This is a genomic window from Motiliproteus sp. MSK22-1 (assembly GCF_001968815.1).
GTDB lineage: Bacteria > Pseudomonadota > Gammaproteobacteria > Pseudomonadales > Balneatricaceae > Motiliproteus.
The window spans coordinates 89,202-106,538 of the sequence record NZ_MIEQ01000078.1 but is presented as its reverse complement, the minus strand read 5'-3'; the positions used below and the strand labels follow the sequence as shown (position 1 = coordinate 106,538).

Below are 17,337 nucleotides of genomic sequence, written 5' to 3'. Positions count from 1 at the left end.
AAAATGAGGAAATAGGTGTTATGTCTAATCGCCTAAACAATGATTTTCAGTTTGTGGAAGTCAAGCGCCAAGAGCCAACAAAGGTTCGCGCTGCAGTCCGGAAAAAAGAATTCGCCGAAATATACGGCCCATTTAAACAGGAAGAAGCAGCCTCTCAGGCTCATCGCTGTCTGGAATGCGGCAATCCATACTGTGAGTGGAAGTGCCCTGTGCACAACTACATCCCGAACTGGCTCAAGTTGGTATCAGAAGGCAATATTCTTGAAGCCGTTGAGCTTTGCCATCAGACCAACTCATTGCCGGAAGTCTGTGGGAGGGTTTGCCCTCAGGACCGCCTTTGCGAAGGAGCCTGCACACTCAATGAAGGTAACTTTGGTGCAGTCACCATTGGCTCCGTTGAAAAATACATTACTGATACCGCCATCAGTATGGGCTGGAAACCAGATCTCTCAAATGTTGTTCCTACCGGTAAGCGAGTCGCCATTGTTGGCGCCGGACCGGCTGGACTTGCTTGTGCCGATATTCTTGCCCGCAATGGTGTCAGTGCCGTTGTCTATGATCGTCACCCGGAAATTGGTGGGCTGCTGACTTTCGGTATTCCTGAATTTAAACTGGAAAAAAGCGTTATTACCCGCCGCCGGGAGCTGCTGGAAGGCATGGGAGTCGAGTTTATTCTGAATATTGAAATCGGTAAGGATATCGAATTCCAAACCCTGCTGGACGAATACGATTCCGTTTTCCTGGGTATGGGTACCTATACCTACATGAAAGGTGGTTTTCCCGGTGAGGAATTAGAAGGGGTTTATGATGCTCTGCCGTTCCTTATCTCAAATGTTAACCACTGCCTTGGCTATGAAAAAGATCCCGCCGAGTTTATTAACTTAAAAGGGAAGCGTGTTGTCGTCCTCGGTGGTGGTGATACAGCCATGGACTGCAACCGTACTTCCATTCGACAGAATGCGAAAAGCGTCCATTGTGCCTACCGCCGGGATGAAGCTAATATGCCCGGTTCTAAAAAGGAAGTTATCAACTCCAAGGAAGAAGGCGTTAAATTCCTGTTCAACAGACAACCCGTGGAAGTGGTTGGAGAGAATGGGAAGGTCAGTGGAATTAAGCTGGTTACCACGGCACTGGGAGAACCGGACAGCAATGGCCGACGCCGCCCGGAAATCGTCGAAGGCAGCGAAGAAGTTATACCGGTAGATGCAGTCTTAGTGGCCTTCGGATTCCGCCCCAGCCCTGCGCCCTGGTTTAAAAAATTTGGTATTGAGTTGCATGACGATGGGCGCGTGATAGCCGCCGAGGAAGGCAAGCATAGTTACCAGACCTCTAATCCCAAAGTTTTTGCCGGTGGCGACATGGTCCGCGGATCAGACTTAGTAGTCACTGCAATTGCGGAAGGCCGTCAAGCTGCAGAAGGCATCTTAGATTTCCTGGAGGTTTAATCACTCTTAAACGACCTGGCTGATAACGTCTGGTCATTAACTCAGGAGTTAGGCTAAGAAATTACCCTGAAGACATGGGTTAATTGATGCCTTCTGCCGGCGACCATGCAAAGGACAGCAGAAACGGTTGAGCAATATCATTTATGGCACGGGTTTCCGTGCCTTTTTACTTTCTGAGCCTCTATAATAAGGGCCTGTTTAATAATTAAATCGCGAGCTGTTTTTTTGTTCACTATCTGAGCCGCAATTTGTCTAAAGAGTAGAGCAACTATCACATGTCTGAATTAAAGAACGATCGGTTTTTACGGGCTTTGCTAAAAGAGCCGGTAGATGTTACTCCTGTCTGGATGATGCGTCAGGCTGGTCGTTACCTCCCTGAATACCGGGCATCACGCAGTCAAGCCGGTGATTTTATGAGCCTGTGCCGCAATGCTGAGTTTGCCTGTGAGGTTACCCTGCAGCCACTTGAACGTTTTGAGCTAGACGCAGCGATTCTATTTTCAGATATTCTCACTATTCCAGATGCAATGGGTCTTGGGCTCTATTTTGAGACCGGGGAAGGTCCTCGATTCAAAAAAATAGTACGAACAGAGAAAGATGTTGCGGATCTACCAATACCTGACGTGTCCACCGATCTTGACTATGTGATGAACGCTGTCACAACAATACGATCAGCTCTGGGCGGACGTGTACCATTAATCGGATTTTCCGGCAGTCCCTGGACCCTGGCCACCTATATGGTTGAGGGAGGATCCAGTAAGGACTTTCGCCATATTAAACAAATGATGTATGCCAGCCCTGAAGTGATGCACGAACTGCTGAATAAGCTGGCCGTTACCGTTACCGCCTATTTGAACGAACAGATTCGATCAGGGGCCCAAGCCGTGCAGATATTTGATACCTGGGGCGGAGTACTCAGCGGTCCTTGCTATCAGGAGTTTTCATTGAAATACATGAAGCAAATTGTCGACGGACTGATCCGTGAACATGATGGCCGCAAAGTCCCTGTCATCCTGTTCACTAAAAACGGTGGTCAATGGCTGGAATCCATTGCAGCTACAGGTACCGATGCACTGGGACTGGACTGGACAACAGAGATTGCCGACGCCCGCCAGCGTGTAGGTAATCAAGTAGCCATCCAGGGTAATATGGATCCATCTGTACTCTATGCTCCCGCAGAACGTATTCGCTCCGAAGTTGCATCTATTCTGGAAGGGTTCGGCCCTAACCTCGGCCATGTATTTAACCTCGGCCACGGTATTCACCAGTATGCAGATCCAGATCATGCAAAAGTATTTGTCGATGCGGTGCATGAACTCAGCGCAGCCTACCATCAGAAATAACATCCTGGTGAATATTGCCTGATCGCTTTATATCTGAGAACCCGCAGTAAGAGCTGCGGGTTTTTTTATAATGACTTATACAGGTAACAATTTCTTGGTAACAATCCCCCTGATGAATTGACTAAAAGGTCCGATAGCGGTCTTTAACTCAATAAATATATGGCAGTTTTGAGCCAAGAGAATATATCGTGCCCCCAGCATCATGAGTAGCGTAAAATAGGCCCGGTAACAAACAGAGGAGCGGTCATCTCGATGAACAACTTTACAACTCAGGCAACCAAGCAGAATCTACAGGAATTCGAAGCCTGGAAATTGGCTGCCTTTACCGCAGCAATTGCCGAAAGGATGTTCCCGAATTACGCGCTATTCTCAAGAGTAACAGAAACAGGTAACACTGATGTGCTTCGAATGGCCTTGGACAAGGTTTGGGAAAAGCTCTGTCAACGGGGTGGTAAAGTTAATTTTGAAACCCAACTGGAACGGGTCGATGCCGAAGTTCCTGATGTAAGTGACTATGATATGTACGGTGTTTATCCCGCTTTGGACGCTTCCGTGGCAGTCTGTGCGGCGATCACCCAGATGGAGCAGGCAAGTGCCGAAGAAGCCGAAAATATCGGTCAATTGTCGTTGGAATCTGTGGCAACCTATTTAGAAGTCATTGCAGATCCTGAGTTATCTGACGAAGAACTGGTCCGATTCATTAACACTCATGAGCTGATGGATCAGGAGCTGGAGTTTCAACAGCAGGTGTTCGAACAGCTCCGTTCAATAAAGACTCAGCAAGCATCTATGCTGGATCAGCTGCGCCAGCTCGCTGCCAATGAAGGCGTCAGTAATATCGGTATCTGTGACGACGAATAGATTAAAAGAACAACAACGATAGGTTTACATATGTCGACATTGCGTATTGGACTGGTACTGCTGATATTCCCGATGGCAATTTTGCTGGGCGGGTATTTTTCTGAACTGTCTCTGGTAAACGAATGCCTGCGGGAACAGGGCTCATTCGACTACAGCAGACAGGTTTGCGACTTTTCTCAGAACCACCCCTTCATCTCGTACTTTCAACGACATACCAGCTGGGTAAATGGTGCCATGCTGATTTCCGTACTTGGGCTTATTCTCTGTGCCATCGGGCTATATCAGAAAAAACGCTGATAGTTTCTATTATCGACAGCATTAAGGGGCGAATACCACCAAACAGCATGTTTTATTCGCCCAGGCCCACCGCTGTCAGTCAGCGATTTTCAAAATAATCTTTCCTTGAGGACGTCCATTTTGGCTACGCAGATGAGCATCCGCCACCTGATTCAACGGAAAGACCCGGTCCAGATTCAACTTCAATTCCCCATCAGCCATCAACTGTGCCAGTGTTTCCAGCTGAGCAGCATTTGGACTGACCCGCATCGGTACCGCTTTTCGATTCTTTTTTGTTGCGGCGTCAACAACCTGTGCAGCAGAGACAGATGGTAACGTAACCGTGATGCCGTCGTCCGCAAGGCAATCCAAAGCGGCAATTGCAGTCTCACCTCCTACAGCATCAATGATTACATCAATATCACTTAACACCTCATCCAACTGCTGTTGCCGGTAGTCTATCGCCTGATCACAACCGAGTTGAATGAGTTGTTCTTGATTATAAGATGAGGCACTACCTGCTACCCAGGCTCCAGCCCATTTGGCAAGCTGTACCGCTATATGCCCCACCCCTCCTGCAGCCGCAAGGACCAGAACCTTCTGACCTGATTGTAGATTCGCAGCCTCAAACAACGCCTGCCATGCTGTCAGCCCAACCAATGGCAGTCCTGACATCAGTAGAGGATCAAGACCATCCGGAATCCGAGCAATGTGGTTAGTATCCGCAATAACCTTTTCTGCATAGCAGTTTCCGGCTTCCGGAAAATTAAGCAGTCCAAAGACCAGATCACCGACCTGCCACTCGCGATCAGCGCCTTGTGTATTTTTCTCCTGAGAACGTCCCTGATGAGAAGAAATCACCGCTATTCTCCCCGAACATTCCCACCCGAGTATCACCGGGAAATCTCCGAGAAAACCGGAAGCCCCACCCCCATCACGTGTTTTCCAATCAATCGGATTAACACCGGCAGCTATTGTATTTATCAGTACCTGCCCCGAATGAGGAGAAGCAACGGGGGCGTCCTCGTAGCTCAATACCTCTGGACCACCAAATTGATGAAGACGTACAGCTTTCATAAAAGTATCCTGTTTCCATTTTACCGGTTATACAGCATAGCCTAGGTTGGAACAGGATACCCTTGATGCTTTACAGGAACTTTACCTTATCACTTATCTCATGGTTAATATCATCACCTCTGTGGGCAGATTCTCTGCCGGTTGAACCACTTAGCCTGGAAAAAGCACTGCCGATAGAAGAAACATCGGGAAGGATCCAAGATCTTGAACCTTCTGGATTAGCTGTCTGCAATAATCAGCTATTAATGGTTTCCGATAATCACAATGAAACCATTTTCTCCATAGATAGCAGCTCAGAAGTGGCAGTAATTCATGCCTATATAAATATTGGAGATATCCCGAAACCTGACCTTGCCCCCTACTCCTTTGGCACTCGCTGGTGGAGCCGGCTCAGTCACCAATATGACTGGGAAGGGATCGGCTGTGACTCCCAAGGGCGTTACTACGTACTTAGTGAAACCCTGGCCCAGGTATTGGTCAAGGACACCGATGGCTCTCTGCGGTGGCTGGGGAGTCAGAGTTACACGACAGGACGGAGTAAAGGGCTGTTCGAGCAGCACAATGCCTTTGCTGAAGGGCTTGCCGTAAACGGCAACACCTTGGTCCTAGCGGCAGAACGACAACCTCGTGGGCTGGTACTTATGGAAGCAAACAATCCAGCACATGAGCCCCCCTTAACAGTACTGGGCGCACATCATATGAGTGGCTTTCCTTCATTACTTCGGCCCAAAGACTTCTCTGGCCTATGGTTGGAGGGCAACTCACTTTATACTCTGGAACGCAATCACTTCCAGATCTGCCGACGAAATCTGTCTCAGTTAAAAGCAGCATTAATAAAAACGCCAGGGGCTGAAAAAACCTCACCAAAGTCAAAGCTTAAGCCCGACCATTGCTGGAGCTATGCTCAAGTGGAACAAGATCCAAAATATGCTTACCAGGATCAGCGCTTTGGTAAAGCAGAAGGTCTTGCCCGATGGGGCCAGCATCTATATCTTGTACTGGACAATAACGGCAATGCTCGGCAAATTAATGCGGGAGATCAACGACCACAGCTGTTTGTGTTTAAAGTACCGGACAACTGGTGATCAGTGACTGCTTTTAGCAACCACTCTTCAGAGCAGGGCGTTTAAATATGGGCAATCATTACAGTTGCGCAATTGTTTATTGACCATTAAAGCATTGGTGGTCGCAACATTTCGCTCAGCCAATGGTCTACTACAGACAATTCAGGTAGATCGTTACCATAAACTGATACGGGCGTTGGGTGTGGACTGCTGAAACTCTTCCTTGAGTGACAATAGTCTGAGCGTTTGGGCCTTAAATTATTTATCGCTGAGTTGCAGGACTGGTTAATGTATCTGAATATTGTTGAACCCGTATTATTGATTCTGGGTTTTCTCGTTTTTGTTTCTTCAATTATTATCTACCTGAAGCGAACCAGGAACTTCAAGTCAGTACTGATGTTCTGGCAGGCAGATATGGCGATGATTCACAAAGAGTTCATCCTCCATCGAATCGGTATCGTCATCATGTTTATGGGAATTGTGTTGCGCTTCGTTAACAACTGGTAATGTCTCAGGAGGTACCTCAAGGGACATTTGAAAGGTGCTATTTATGATTAAATGTTTACCGGCCAAAACTTCACAGGGATTGATCTTATGAAAGGTAATCCATTTAGAGGATTTGGATATCTGATCCGTGGCTTTGGCTTGCTGACTGAACCAGGTTTGCGCAGCTTTGTTATAGTGCCGTTGGCCATTAACCTGGTACTGTTTACCCTGGCTATTTATTTACTGATGCAACAGTTTTCTGTTCTGGTTGAATACTGTCTTTCACTGATGCCGGACTGGCTCTCATTTTTAGATTGGTTTATGTGGCCAGTCTTTGCAATATTGGTGTTAATCAGCGTTTATTTTAGTTTCAGTATCGTTGCCAACTTTATCGCAGCTCCTTTCAACGGTCTGTTGGCAGAACGGGTTGAACAGCGGCTTCGAGGTGAAATACTTGTAGATGATGGCTGGAAGGCGCTGCTCGCCAGTGTTCCTCGTGCTTTGCATCGCGAAATGTCAAAGCTGCTTTATCAGCTTCCACGCTTTCTGATACTGCTGCTGATTACCCTGATTCCAGTAATCGGCTTTATTGCTCCAGCACTCTGGTTTTTGTTCGGAGCCTGGATGATGGCAATCCAGTATTGCGATTATCCAATGGATAACAACAGGGTAAGCTTTTCAGATTTACGCAGTAATCTGAAGACTCGACGCCTTAGTTCGTTGGGTTTTGGTGGTTTGGTATCACTGGGAATGGTAATACCGGTACTTAACCTGCTAATCATGCCTGCAGCCGTTATCGGAGCAACAATTTTCTGGGTTGAAGAGTTTGCTCCGGAAAGCTCTGCCCAGATTATTGAACAGACCTAGTCCAAGCTCTGAATCAGGCCAGCTTATTGCAGACTCAACATCTGCATATTGGCCTGATTTCAGTTTATTCTCGCTGCCGTAAATCCATCACTACTGTTGCAGCAGCCTTAACCGACACTTATCTTAATATCATGACAACACCGGTTTGATAGCGTCTTAGATAGCAAAGCTATCCCACTGCTGCAGGGGTATGTACCAGATAGTCTAAAAACAAACCGGCAAAAACAATACTTCCCACCCAATGGTTATTAAGAAACGCTTCGAAGCAACGGTCGGTTTCACGCTTTCGAATCAGCCATTGCTGGTATACGAAAAGCCCACTGGCGGCAACTACGCCCATATAGTAGGTAAAGCCAAGTGACAACTGCTGGCCTAACAACAACAATGTCAGGATGACCATCCCCTGTAACACTCCGACTATCATTTTGTCCGCTTCGCCAAATAGAATCGCAGTAGATTTTATGCCGATTTTTAAATCATCTTCCCGATCAACCATGGCATAGAGTGTGTCATAAGCCACCGTCCACAACAGGGTTGCCGCATAAATTAACCAGGCCTGCTGAGTAACAGTCCCCGTTTGGGCGGTAAATGCCATTGGCACAGCCCAGGCAAACGCAGCCCCCAGAACAACCTGAGGTAAATAGGTATATCGTTTCATAAAGGGATAGCAGGCAGCCAGAAATAAACCACCTACCGATAACATCACCGTTTCTTTATTGGTAAACAGGACCAGCACAAAAGCAAACAAACAGAGCACACCAAACAGTCCCAGCGCCTCTTTTTCTGTTACCCGCCCGGAAGGTAACGGTCGATCTTTTGTCCGGCTGACATGACCATCCACTTTACGATCAGCATAATCATTAATCACGCAGCCTGCTGATCGCATAACAACGACACCCAATACAAAAATAATCAATACCTGAGTGTCCGGAATGCCCTCAGCCGCCACCCAGAGAGCCCAAAGCGTCGGCCACAACAGCAAATAAATACCGATGGGCTTATTTACTCGCATCAATTGAATATAAGCGAGCAGTTTATCCTGGTTAAGCTGACGGATGATCTCCATAAGTCCTGCAATGTTATTTGCTGAAAACCTGTCAGGCATTCAGTCAGGTGAAATGGTTGGTCGTAGCGACAGGCTTGGTTGCAGACGCTAGTGAATTCAGCGATCTATTGTACATTCAGTAACGACTCCAGGAAAACTTCGGTCACAAGAAGGGGCTTGCCGCGTAAATAAAATACCGAACGTCGTGCCCAGGCTTGTTCAGGTCCCTGGTTTAACGGTAACTGTGCTGTTTCAATCGGTCCTCGCTTCATCGTCGGGTCTTTAAACAGCAAAGCTCCCAAAGGTCTGTTTCCCAGCCCTTTCAGCACTCTTTGCGGCCCGTTTAAGGTAGATGCCGGAATAATACTACGGGCGTAAACCCAGGGCGTTCCATAACCACAAAGCCTGACTTCCCGAATCAGTACCTGCTGACGCGGATGGATATTTAATGCATGAGCTTCTGAAGCCGAAGGTTTGTCCCAACCTAGATAAACAACCTCAACATGAAAGTTCTTATCACTTTTCTCGATTAATCGTTGGGTCAAAGACCCTTGATCCAAAAGCCAATGGCGCCATTTTCGGGGCAGCTTGATACTCGGCGCACGGCGATAACTACGCCAATGAGTTGATGCAGACTGAATACTGAGGGAATGGCGATCCGGCAAACTCAAAGATCCTGGATGTTACAGTTAATAAACCTTGCTTAAACGAATAGCCGTTGTGAAGCAGAGCACGAAATCAAGGCGCAGAGGATGCGCTATCTTGCAGTGTTATTCAAGTAAGCAGATTAATGGTGATCAACTCCAACAGAGAAAATCATTTTGCCTTTCAACTAGAGGGTTGTTTTAATAGCATTTTCTTGAAGCCTATCCCAAGCATCCTTAGGGAGACTCTGATTAAGTCCTGTGACTCCAGAACCTGCTGTTCAAGACTTTCAGAGACTCTTTAAACCCAACTATAAATAAAGGAGTCAATATGCATAAGACTGATTTGGTAGCGGCTATTGCAGAGCAAGCCGGCATTACTAAAGTCCAGGCACAGGATTCACTGAATGCATTCACCGATAGTATTACCGATGCCCTAGCAAACGGAGAGACTGTCTCCTTAATCGGATTTGGCTCGTTCAGCCAACGACAGAGAGCAGCCCGGACAGGTAAGAACCCGCAAACCGGTGCAGAAATCCAGATTCCTGCCAGTACCACCGTCGGCTTTAAGCCCGGCAAGGCATTAAAAGAAGCCTGCAACAGTTAAAAAACTGACTGATTCTTATATCCTGTCCCGTATTTTCGGAACTCAGCCCGTTGCTAAACTCATCAGATGGAAGGCTGGTTATCGGTAACAAGGTCAGAGCAAATATACTCTGGCCTTGATGACGGTTATAGCTCATACCGGCTCAAGATCAACATTACTGATTCGACCCGGCAGTCTGTTCAGTGGCCTGTTTCGTTTACTGAATTCCTAACTGACCCTTGATAGTTTCGCTATAAAAATGAGCAAAGGAGCAATCCACCACATCCAGATCAGGATGGGCCTTGGCAAAACTGCTGCTGAGTTGTTTTGCCATTGAGGAGTCACATTGTTTCGCTCGGTTATAGGCATCCCACGCAGCGGGTGTCTGGACTGCAATCAGAATTCCAAAAATAATACCAATGACAAATTTCACAACGGACTCTCGTATTCTTAAGTAGGTAAATATCTGTACTTAACGATCGACTGCTAACTAAAGATAATTAAAGGATCAATAAAACAGGCCACTTGCCAGCTCACTGAATCCCTGATCTGATTAAGCGTCTGTCGCTATTCTACCAGTCTCCGATACATTCTGCTCATCAGCAGAATCAATGGACTCCAATTTGCTTGTCAGGCCAAAGTCATCAAGTATGCAATACAAGGCAGGAATCACTAATAGCACCAAGATCGTTGTGATCAACAATCCTGATACAATACTCAAAACCAGTGGGATGAGTATCTGGGCCTGTAAGCTGGTTTCCGAAAGTAATGGCATCAGACCTGCGATAGTTGTCGCTGTCGTAATAAATATCGCCCGGAACCGTTCGCGACTGGCGAGCACCGCTGCAGCGTGAATATGATAGCCCTGCTGTTGGTGCCACTTGATAAATTGAACCAACAGGATCGAGTTGTTCACGACAATACCGGCCAAGGATACAAATCCGACCATGCTTGGCATCGATAGATCGTAGCCCATTATCAAATGCCCCCAGAATACTCCTATCAACGCCAACGGAATCGCCAGCATGACAATAAAAGGCTCCAAATAGCTGCGAAACTGAAAACTTAAAATGATATAGACTGCAAGCAAACCGATACCAAACCCAATCAGAATAGAAGAGCCAGTCTCCTGACTGGATGCGGCTTCCCCTTCAAGATTGACAGTAAGACCCGGGTATTGCTTGAGTAAATCTGGCAAAAACTCCTTGCGTGTTTCCTGCAAAAGTTCGTTGGTATTGGTTATGTCTGAATCTACCTCACCGTAGAGTGTCAGTGTTCTGATTCCTTCAATACGGTTGATTCGTGCGACGCCACGGCCAAGATCCAGCTGTGCGACGGTGCTTAAGGGGATTTGATTACCATCCGGTAAAACAATAGGGAAGTTACGAAACTTAGCCATTTCACTGCGGTCATTTTTTGAAAGCAGCACTTCAAGTTCCAACGTTTCGGTACCCACCTGAATCTCATCAGCAGTACTGCCGTGAAAGGCCGCACGCAATTGGGTAGCAATCATTTGACTGTTAACCCCAAAGCTATCAGCACCAGGACGGAGTTTGACTCGCACCTCTTCTTTACCAGGCCGAAGATCATCGATCAAATCATAGACCCCTTCATAACGTTGCAACCAGTGTTGTAGTTGCCAGGACGCTTGCCTTAGCTGATCAAGATCAGAATGCTGGAGGCGAATTTCAATGGCTCGACCAGCAGGTCCCAGTGTCGGTTGCTTAAAGTTGATGGCTATAACACCGGGGATATCTCCGACCTGCTGACGCCACTCATTGATAAAATCATCAATGTCAGTCACACGGGTTTCCGAGTTCAGCAGGTCCAGGCGCACAGTGGCTACGTGACTGCCGGACTCATAAGAGTCTGCGTTCTGGTTATACTGCACAGTCAGGTGTTCCACCAAAGACTGTTGCTCAGGCTGTTCAGCTGATAACCGTCGATTTATTGCTTCCGCTTCGCCAACTATGCGCTGCACTACGTTTTCTGTAAGAGACAAGGGTGTCCCTTGTGGCATCAATAATCGGGCTTCGGCCAGGTTACCATCCAGATTAGGAAAAGCGGCAAATTTCAGCACTCCTCCAGCAGGTAGCGCCAAAGACAAAAACAGTAGTCCGATTACTGATCCGCAAAATGGATAGCGCCATTGAATCAGCCATTCTACAAGCGCGACCAAATGCTGAGTCCGAAAATGTTCAAAGGCTGTTTGAAATCGGGCCTTAAATGAAAACGGGAGGCTTTGTTTTTCATTGAGATCAGGTTCAACAGATAAATCAGATTGCTGAACCTGCGCACCATTTCTCAACTCACGGCTTTTCGATACACTATCTTTCGGTGTATTGTTTTTCTGTTCATCGGGATCCTTAGTATCTGACTGCTTCCCGTCTTTACGTAGAGAGTGAACAAGGTGGCCAGGCAATATCAGAAACGCTTCAATCAGACTGACAGTTAAGGTAATAATCAGCACGATGGGGATAAACCTGAGGACTTTACCCATATCCCCTTCCAGAAAAGCCATTCCTGCAAACACGCAAAGCGTGGTTAAAAAAGAGGAGAGTACCCCACTACCCACTCGCTTAACCCCTTCCACAGCCCCGTTCAGAATGGAACCACCGCGCTGAACATGGGCAGCGATGCTCTCGGCAATAACAATCGCATCATCCATCAGAATGCCGATGGCCATCAATAACGCAACCATCGTCATCATATTGATACTGACGCCAAAGAGCCCCATCACGAACAAGGTACCCAGAAAAGAAACCGGCAACCCCATCGATACCCAAAACGCATATCGAAAACTGAAGAACAGCCACATAGTTAATGCGACCAGGATAAAACCCTGCCAGCCGTTCTTCAGCAACATACTCAGTCGGTCTTTAATGAGCGATGTGTTGTCCTGGGTAAGAGTCAATGAGACGCCCGCCGGCTTGCGCTGTTGCTCTGCGACAACAAAAGCTTCAATCCTGGCGAGTAAATCCAGAGCATCGTCTGATTTTGACTTGCTGATTTTTAGAATACTGGCAGGCTGTCCATCAAAAAAAACTTTCTCTTCATCTTTTTCAAATCGGTCCGTAATAACAGCAATATCACCTAATCGAATCGCTGCACCAGCCGAACTGGAAGCAATGACCAGCCGGGCCAGATCATCAGGGGTTTCCCGTTGATCATCAAATCTCAACAACAGAGTACTGCGGTCAGTTTCTATCTGACCCGCAGGCAGCCGTATGTTCTGTCGACTGATTTGAGATGCAATATCAGATAAGCTGAGATTGTGTTGACGAAGTAACGGCAGAGAAAGCTCTATTCGCAATTGATGGTCCGAAAAGCCCTGTAAGTCAATCAGCGCCACTCCGGGAATCTGCTGTAATCGACGCTTCAGATCCTCAGCATAGTGTTTAAGGTGGGGCAGAGAAGTCTCTGCAGTGACGGCAAGGCTAATAACCTGATCAAAGCGGTTTTTTTCCTTAACTATGGGTTGCTCTGCTTCTTCCGGAAAATCATTAATCGCATCAACGGCCGTTTTAATATCATTAATAAAGCGCCCTATATCACCCTCTTCAGCCATTTCGGCAGTGAGCCGGGCCAAACTTTCTCTAGACTCGCACTGCGTCTCCTTTAACGCACTCGTGCCCTCTATTGCATCTTCAAGACGCTGGCATATTGAATATTCGACATCTTCAGGAGTTGCTCCTGGGTAAGCGACAGACACTTCAATTTCAGAGCTTGAAAACTGAGGGAAAGTCTCGCGCATAATATCAGGGACAGCCATCAGTCCAAGCGCCAACAGCAATATCATCAGCAAGTTAGCGGCGGTCGGATGACCTGCAAATAATCGCAACATATCAACGCTTCTCCCCGGTCAAGGCTTTATCCGCTTTAACGGTTCCAGCGGAAGCAGCGTGATCATCCGCAACTTCAAGCTGACCGGGTTCGACAAGTATGTCTGAAACGACAGATTTACCTGAGACCCCAGTTTTGCTGGGCAGTTGGACCTCTGTCGGTGCTAAAAGGATTCCCTCAATGACCGGGATGAGATCATTGATAACCAGACGGTCCCCGGTCTCCAGACCGCTTTTTATCGCCGTCCATCCTCCACTGCTGAATAGCGTCCCTACTGTCCTGAGTTCTAAACGCTGCTGATCATTAACCAGATAAACCTGACCATCATGCAGTGCCTGGTTGGGTATCGCCAGCAACGAAGATTTAACACCATAACTGCGCACCTCAACAAACATGCCATCGATCAGGGGACCCTGTTGACTTGGCCTGAGCCGAGTTAGATCTTGCTGTATTTCAACAATGACACCAACCGTACCGGTATTCTGATCAACACGGCCACTAATGCGAGTCACTTCGCCCTGCCAGCGGATCAGGCTATTTCCAGAATTTAAAAGCACTTCAGTTTCCGGCAGCAGTTGCCGAGGACTGGTATTACCAAGATCAATGACTGTCTCGGCAGGGATAATGCTGATCAGCTCTCTCATATCATGGATGCTGACTTGAGATTCGACCTCCATTGCCTTTAGCCCATGGGCCGTTACCAGGCTTTGCTGTTTACTGACAACCTGATCCAACTCCGCGCTAACTTCAATGATACGCGCATCAAAGGGCAGACTGATGACGGTTTTTGACAGTTCAAGCTCCGCGTCAGCCAATTTTGCCTGCTGGACCTTGCGTTTGGCCTCCATCACTTCCCGCTCCAAAGGAATAACGCGGAGTCGGTTTTCCAGATCCAGTACCTTCTGACGCTGGCTTAGCAAATTACGCTGTTCCTGATCAAAAGATGAACTGGCGATAAGCTTCTTCCCTAGCAGGGATTTTTTCCTCGCAAGCTCATCTTCAAAGAGCTTGAGCTGTCGGCGTTCAATATTCAAAGATAACCGGGTATTATCCCGTTCCACATCCAGGCTGGAGAGCTCTGACATAACTGACTCAAGGTCTGCCTTGGCTTCAGCTAACTGTAATTCGTATTGAAGCGGGTCTACCCTGGCCAGCACTGTACCGGCTTTCAGAAACTGTCCCCGTTCCAGCTGAGGATGTTTATAGATCAGACGGCCTTCAATCTCAGCTACTGCCTGCCAGGCCCTTTTGGGTCGAACCCGTCCATAGGCCACTATTTCCGGTGCCAGTGGATGTTTAACGACAGTATAAACTTCCACCGGCGTTGATCGTTCCAGCTCAGGGACCAGCGACAATGGTTGTTTGTTCTTTACCATAAAAACCAGAGCCCCTATTCCGAGCAGTACCGGCAACATGAACCACCAGCGGCTTTTATTGTCCTGTGACCCAGTCATCTTACAGATCCTTTTCTGCAATAGCCGAGGGCAAACATCCACGACTTAATAATTGGCTATTATGGGTAGCGAGAGTCAGATAAAAATTCAAATCTGCGGGCTTGCCCAGCTTCTCTTCCAGCATCGGTCGGGCAAGCATCGGCATGACCATCAAACTGAAGGCGCTGATCTCCAACAATTGAGGGTCATAATCAGCATCAATTTTTCCTTGCTGCTGCTGGCGTTCAATCAGCTGAAAAAAGAGACGCTGAAAAGGTATAACCACATTTTTAATAATGAAGTTCCGACTAGGCCCTTGCTTCAGGCTCAAAGTCTTCATCATTAAAATCGGAAACTCAGGGTTGGGTACCATGGTGCTGTAATAGGCGCTGAAGAGTTCTTTCAGATTGTCCGGTAAAGGCCCATCATTAAGCGCTTTAAAGGCATCCATAACCGGCTCAATCTGCTTTTTGATCATTTCCTGATAAAGCCCTTCCTTATTGCCAAAATAGTAACGAATCATGGCGATAGTGGTGGATGCTTCTTCGGCTATTTTGCGAGTAGAAACACGATGATAGTCCTCTTCAAGAAAGCAGTATTTAGCCGCGATCAGTAAGCGTTCACGAACCGACAGCTGATTTCGGTTGATCAAAGCAACATCCTTACTCCGCGGGCTCATAGCCTCTCCAATCAGTCATTAATCAGTTGATTAATACCTTAGCCGAGAACACCAGAGAGACAAGAAAATTTGTTGATCAATATGTCGGTATTGAATAGTAGTGGAGCAAAATGCTGTTAAAAACTGGCTCTGACAACCAAGCGCTAACAGCAGCTAAAGTGTTGCACTTGTTATCTGCAATCAGGTTGTGCTAACCGAGAGACGCGACTACTTAAAACCAGAACTATTCGCTAAGCTGAGGAGCCAGTAACCAGTTATCAAGACGTTTTCGAAGCTCATCAACGCCGGTCCGTTTGAGTGCTGAAAATGTTTGAATGCTTACTAACTCACCCATTTCACTCATCAGCTCCTTTTGCAATTTTAGCAATGTGCTCTGAGCAGGTCCTCGTTTTAGTTTGTCTGCTTTAGTCAAAAGGATATGCAGTGGCATCTCAGAATTCTGACACCATTCGACCATCATCTGATCAAACTCTTTCATTGGGTGGCGAATGTCCATCATCAGCACCAGTCCCCTCAGACAATCACGCTTTTGCAGATAGGTATCCAGATGTTTCTGCCAATGCTCTTTCATTGCCATAGGCACCTTGGCATATCCATAGCCAGGAAGGTCCACCAGTCGGGTATTTTCGACGTTAAGATCAAAGAAATTGATCAGCTGGGTGCGTCCCGGGGTTTTTGAGGTTCGAGCAAGTTTTGAATTGCCGGTAAGCGCATTAATTGCACTGGATTTGCCGGCATTTGAGCGACCGGCAAAGGCAACTTCATAGCCATCATCAGCTGGACACTGATCAAATCGACTGGCACTGACTAAATATCGAGCACTATTGTATTGAATTTTAATATCTGACATAGACTTTGGCTTACTTCGTGCGGTCCGGGACGTGATGTTTTCCCGTTTGGAAGGAGTTTGGTATATAATGCCGAAAATTTCACCAGGGCGATAGTGTCTAGTTACACAAAGTGACTAAATGACTCGGCAGGCGTAAGCCAAAAAAGCGGGGCGACAATGATTCCTGTGACTGGTATAGGCTTCGGACTTAAATTTAGATATAGATAGGATTGGATTGGATTCAATGAATAAATTACTGATTAGCTTGTTGGTTTCTTTAGGCCTTTCCGGGTTTGCCCATGCAGAAGCAGATGTTGCGGCTGGCCAAGCCAAAGCTGCTGCTTGTGCCGCTTGCCACGGTGTTGATGGCAATAGTCTTGCCCCAACATTCCCCAAATTAGCTGGACAAAGTGCGAGCTATATCGCAAAACAGTTAAAAGATATTAAAAATGGTGTTCGCCCCAGTCCCGTCATGCTGGCATTTGCCAATATCGTGGGTACTGACGAAGACCGCGCCAATGTCGGAGCTTTCTTTGCCTCACAAGCGCTCAAACCTGGCGCTCCTGCAGACCCAGCCCTGGCAGAAGAAGGTGAGCGCATTTTCACCAGCGGACTTGCCGATAAAGGTGTCGCTGCCTGCGTAGCCTGCCATGGAGTCAATGGTGAAGGTAACGATTTAGCAGTATTCCCTCAGTTGCAGGGTCAGCACGCCGCTTATACGGAAACTCAGCTTAAGGCTTTCCGCGATGGGACTCGTGCTAATGATCCTTCAGGTATGATGCGTGATATCGCTGCAAAATTAAACGATGCGGAAATCAAAGCCGTCGCCAGCTACATCCAGGGTTTGAAATAAGCAGAC

Annotated in this window: 17 protein-coding genes; 9 read left to right on the top strand and 8 right to left on the bottom strand. The window is 47.2% G+C overall.

Going from position 1 to position 17,337, the window contains the following annotated elements; genetic code table 11:
• Positions 1-20 precede the first annotated feature (20 nt).
• The 4 genes from BGP75_RS21975 to BGP75_RS21960 all read left to right on the top strand — a co-directional run bounded on the left by BGP75_RS21975 (position 21) and on the right by BGP75_RS21960 (position 3,946).
• A complete protein-coding gene (locus BGP75_RS21975; protein WP_076721071.1) occupies positions 21-1,445 on the top strand; it encodes an FAD-dependent oxidoreductase in 1,425 nt (474 codons plus the stop codon).
• A gap of 275 nt (positions 1,446-1,720) precedes the next feature.
• A complete protein-coding gene (hemE, locus tag BGP75_RS21970; protein WP_076721070.1) occupies positions 1,721-2,788 on the top strand; it encodes a uroporphyrinogen decarboxylase in 1,068 nt (355 codons plus the stop codon).
• 252 nt (positions 2,789-3,040) lie between these two features.
• On the top strand, positions 3,041-3,649 hold the full coding sequence (locus BGP75_RS21965; protein ID WP_076721069.1) for a YjaG family protein: 609 nt from the start codon (positions 3,041-3,043) through the stop codon (positions 3,647-3,649).
• A gap of 30 nt (positions 3,650-3,679) precedes the next feature.
• The gene (locus BGP75_RS21960; RefSeq protein ID WP_076721068.1) at positions 3,680-3,946 is read left to right on the top strand and encodes a hypothetical protein; all 267 of its coding nucleotides are present in this window, start codon (positions 3,680-3,682) and stop codon (positions 3,944-3,946) included.
• 75 nt (positions 3,947-4,021) lie between these two features.
• Here the strand turns inward: BGP75_RS21960 and BGP75_RS21955 are convergent, their stop codons facing one another.
• The gene (locus tag BGP75_RS21955) at positions 4,022-5,002 is read right to left on the bottom strand and encodes an NADP-dependent oxidoreductase (RefSeq protein WP_076721067.1); all 981 of its coding nucleotides are present in this window, start codon (positions 5,000-5,002) and stop codon (positions 4,022-4,024) included.
• Positions 5,003-5,067: 65 nt separating this feature from the next.
• Here BGP75_RS21955 and BGP75_RS21950 point away from each other — a divergent pair, with 65 nt between their 5' ends.
• The 3 genes from BGP75_RS21950 to cysZ all read left to right on the top strand — a co-directional run bounded on the left by BGP75_RS21950 (position 5,068) and on the right by cysZ (position 7,419).
• Complete coding sequence (locus tag BGP75_RS21950) at positions 5,068-6,087, top strand: esterase-like activity of phytase family protein (protein WP_076721066.1); 1,020 nt, start codon at positions 5,068-5,070, stop codon at positions 6,085-6,087.
• A gap of 267 nt (positions 6,088-6,354) precedes the next feature.
• On the top strand, positions 6,355-6,573 hold the full coding sequence (locus BGP75_RS21945) for a hypothetical protein (protein ID WP_076721065.1): 219 nt from the start codon (positions 6,355-6,357) through the stop codon (positions 6,571-6,573).
• 87 nt (positions 6,574-6,660) lie between these two features.
• On the top strand, positions 6,661-7,419 hold the full coding sequence (gene cysZ / locus BGP75_RS21940) for a sulfate transporter CysZ (protein ID WP_076721156.1): 759 nt from the start codon (positions 6,661-6,663) through the stop codon (positions 7,417-7,419).
• Between the two features lie 169 nt (positions 7,420-7,588).
• Here the strand turns inward: cysZ and ubiA are convergent, their stop codons facing one another.
• The gene (gene ubiA / locus BGP75_RS21935) at positions 7,589-8,485 is read right to left on the bottom strand and encodes a 4-hydroxybenzoate octaprenyltransferase (RefSeq protein WP_076721064.1); all 897 of its coding nucleotides are present in this window, start codon (positions 8,483-8,485) and stop codon (positions 7,589-7,591) included.
• A gap of 104 nt (positions 8,486-8,589) precedes the next feature.
• Complete coding sequence (locus tag BGP75_RS21930; RefSeq protein ID WP_076721063.1) at positions 8,590-9,129, bottom strand: chorismate lyase; 540 nt, start codon at positions 9,127-9,129, stop codon at positions 8,590-8,592.
• 292 nt (positions 9,130-9,421) lie between these two features.
• Between BGP75_RS21930 and BGP75_RS21925 the strand changes: the two genes are divergently transcribed.
• A complete protein-coding gene (locus BGP75_RS21925) occupies positions 9,422-9,715 on the top strand; it encodes an HU family DNA-binding protein (RefSeq protein WP_255395955.1) in 294 nt (97 codons plus the stop codon).
• A 196-nt stretch (positions 9,716-9,911) separates the two neighbouring features.
• On the opposite strand, the gene BGP75_RS21920 is transcribed toward BGP75_RS21925, so the two are convergent.
• The 5 genes from BGP75_RS21920 to yihA all read right to left on the bottom strand — a co-directional run bounded on the left by BGP75_RS21920 (position 9,912) and on the right by yihA (position 16,499).
• Complete coding sequence (locus BGP75_RS21920) at positions 9,912-10,127, bottom strand: hypothetical protein (protein WP_076721061.1); 216 nt, start codon at positions 10,125-10,127, stop codon at positions 9,912-9,914.
• Between the two features lie 120 nt (positions 10,128-10,247).
• A complete protein-coding gene (locus tag BGP75_RS21915) occupies positions 10,248-13,538 on the bottom strand; it encodes an efflux RND transporter permease subunit (RefSeq protein ID WP_076721060.1) in 3,291 nt (1,096 codons plus the stop codon).
• Between the two features lies 1 nt (position 13,539).
• Positions 13,540-14,991: an efflux RND transporter periplasmic adaptor subunit gene (locus BGP75_RS21910; RefSeq protein WP_076721059.1), complete on the bottom strand. Its 1,452-nt coding sequence runs from the start codon at positions 14,989-14,991 to the stop codon at positions 13,540-13,542.
• 1 nt (position 14,992) lies between these two features.
• Positions 14,993-15,649, bottom strand: coding sequence for a TetR/AcrR family transcriptional regulator (locus tag BGP75_RS21905; RefSeq protein WP_076721058.1), 657 nt, complete (start codon positions 15,647-15,649; stop codon positions 14,993-14,995).
• Positions 15,650-15,872: 223 nt separating this feature from the next.
• Positions 15,873-16,499, bottom strand: a complete 627-nt coding sequence (gene yihA, locus BGP75_RS21900; protein WP_076721057.1) for a ribosome biogenesis GTP-binding protein YihA/YsxC — start codon at positions 16,497-16,499, stop codon at positions 15,873-15,875.
• A 223-nt stretch (positions 16,500-16,722) separates the two neighbouring features.
• Between yihA and BGP75_RS21895 the strand changes: the two genes are divergently transcribed.
• Complete coding sequence (locus BGP75_RS21895) at positions 16,723-17,331, top strand: cytochrome c (RefSeq protein ID WP_076721056.1); 609 nt, start codon at positions 16,723-16,725, stop codon at positions 17,329-17,331.
• Positions 17,332-17,337 lie beyond the last annotated feature (6 nt).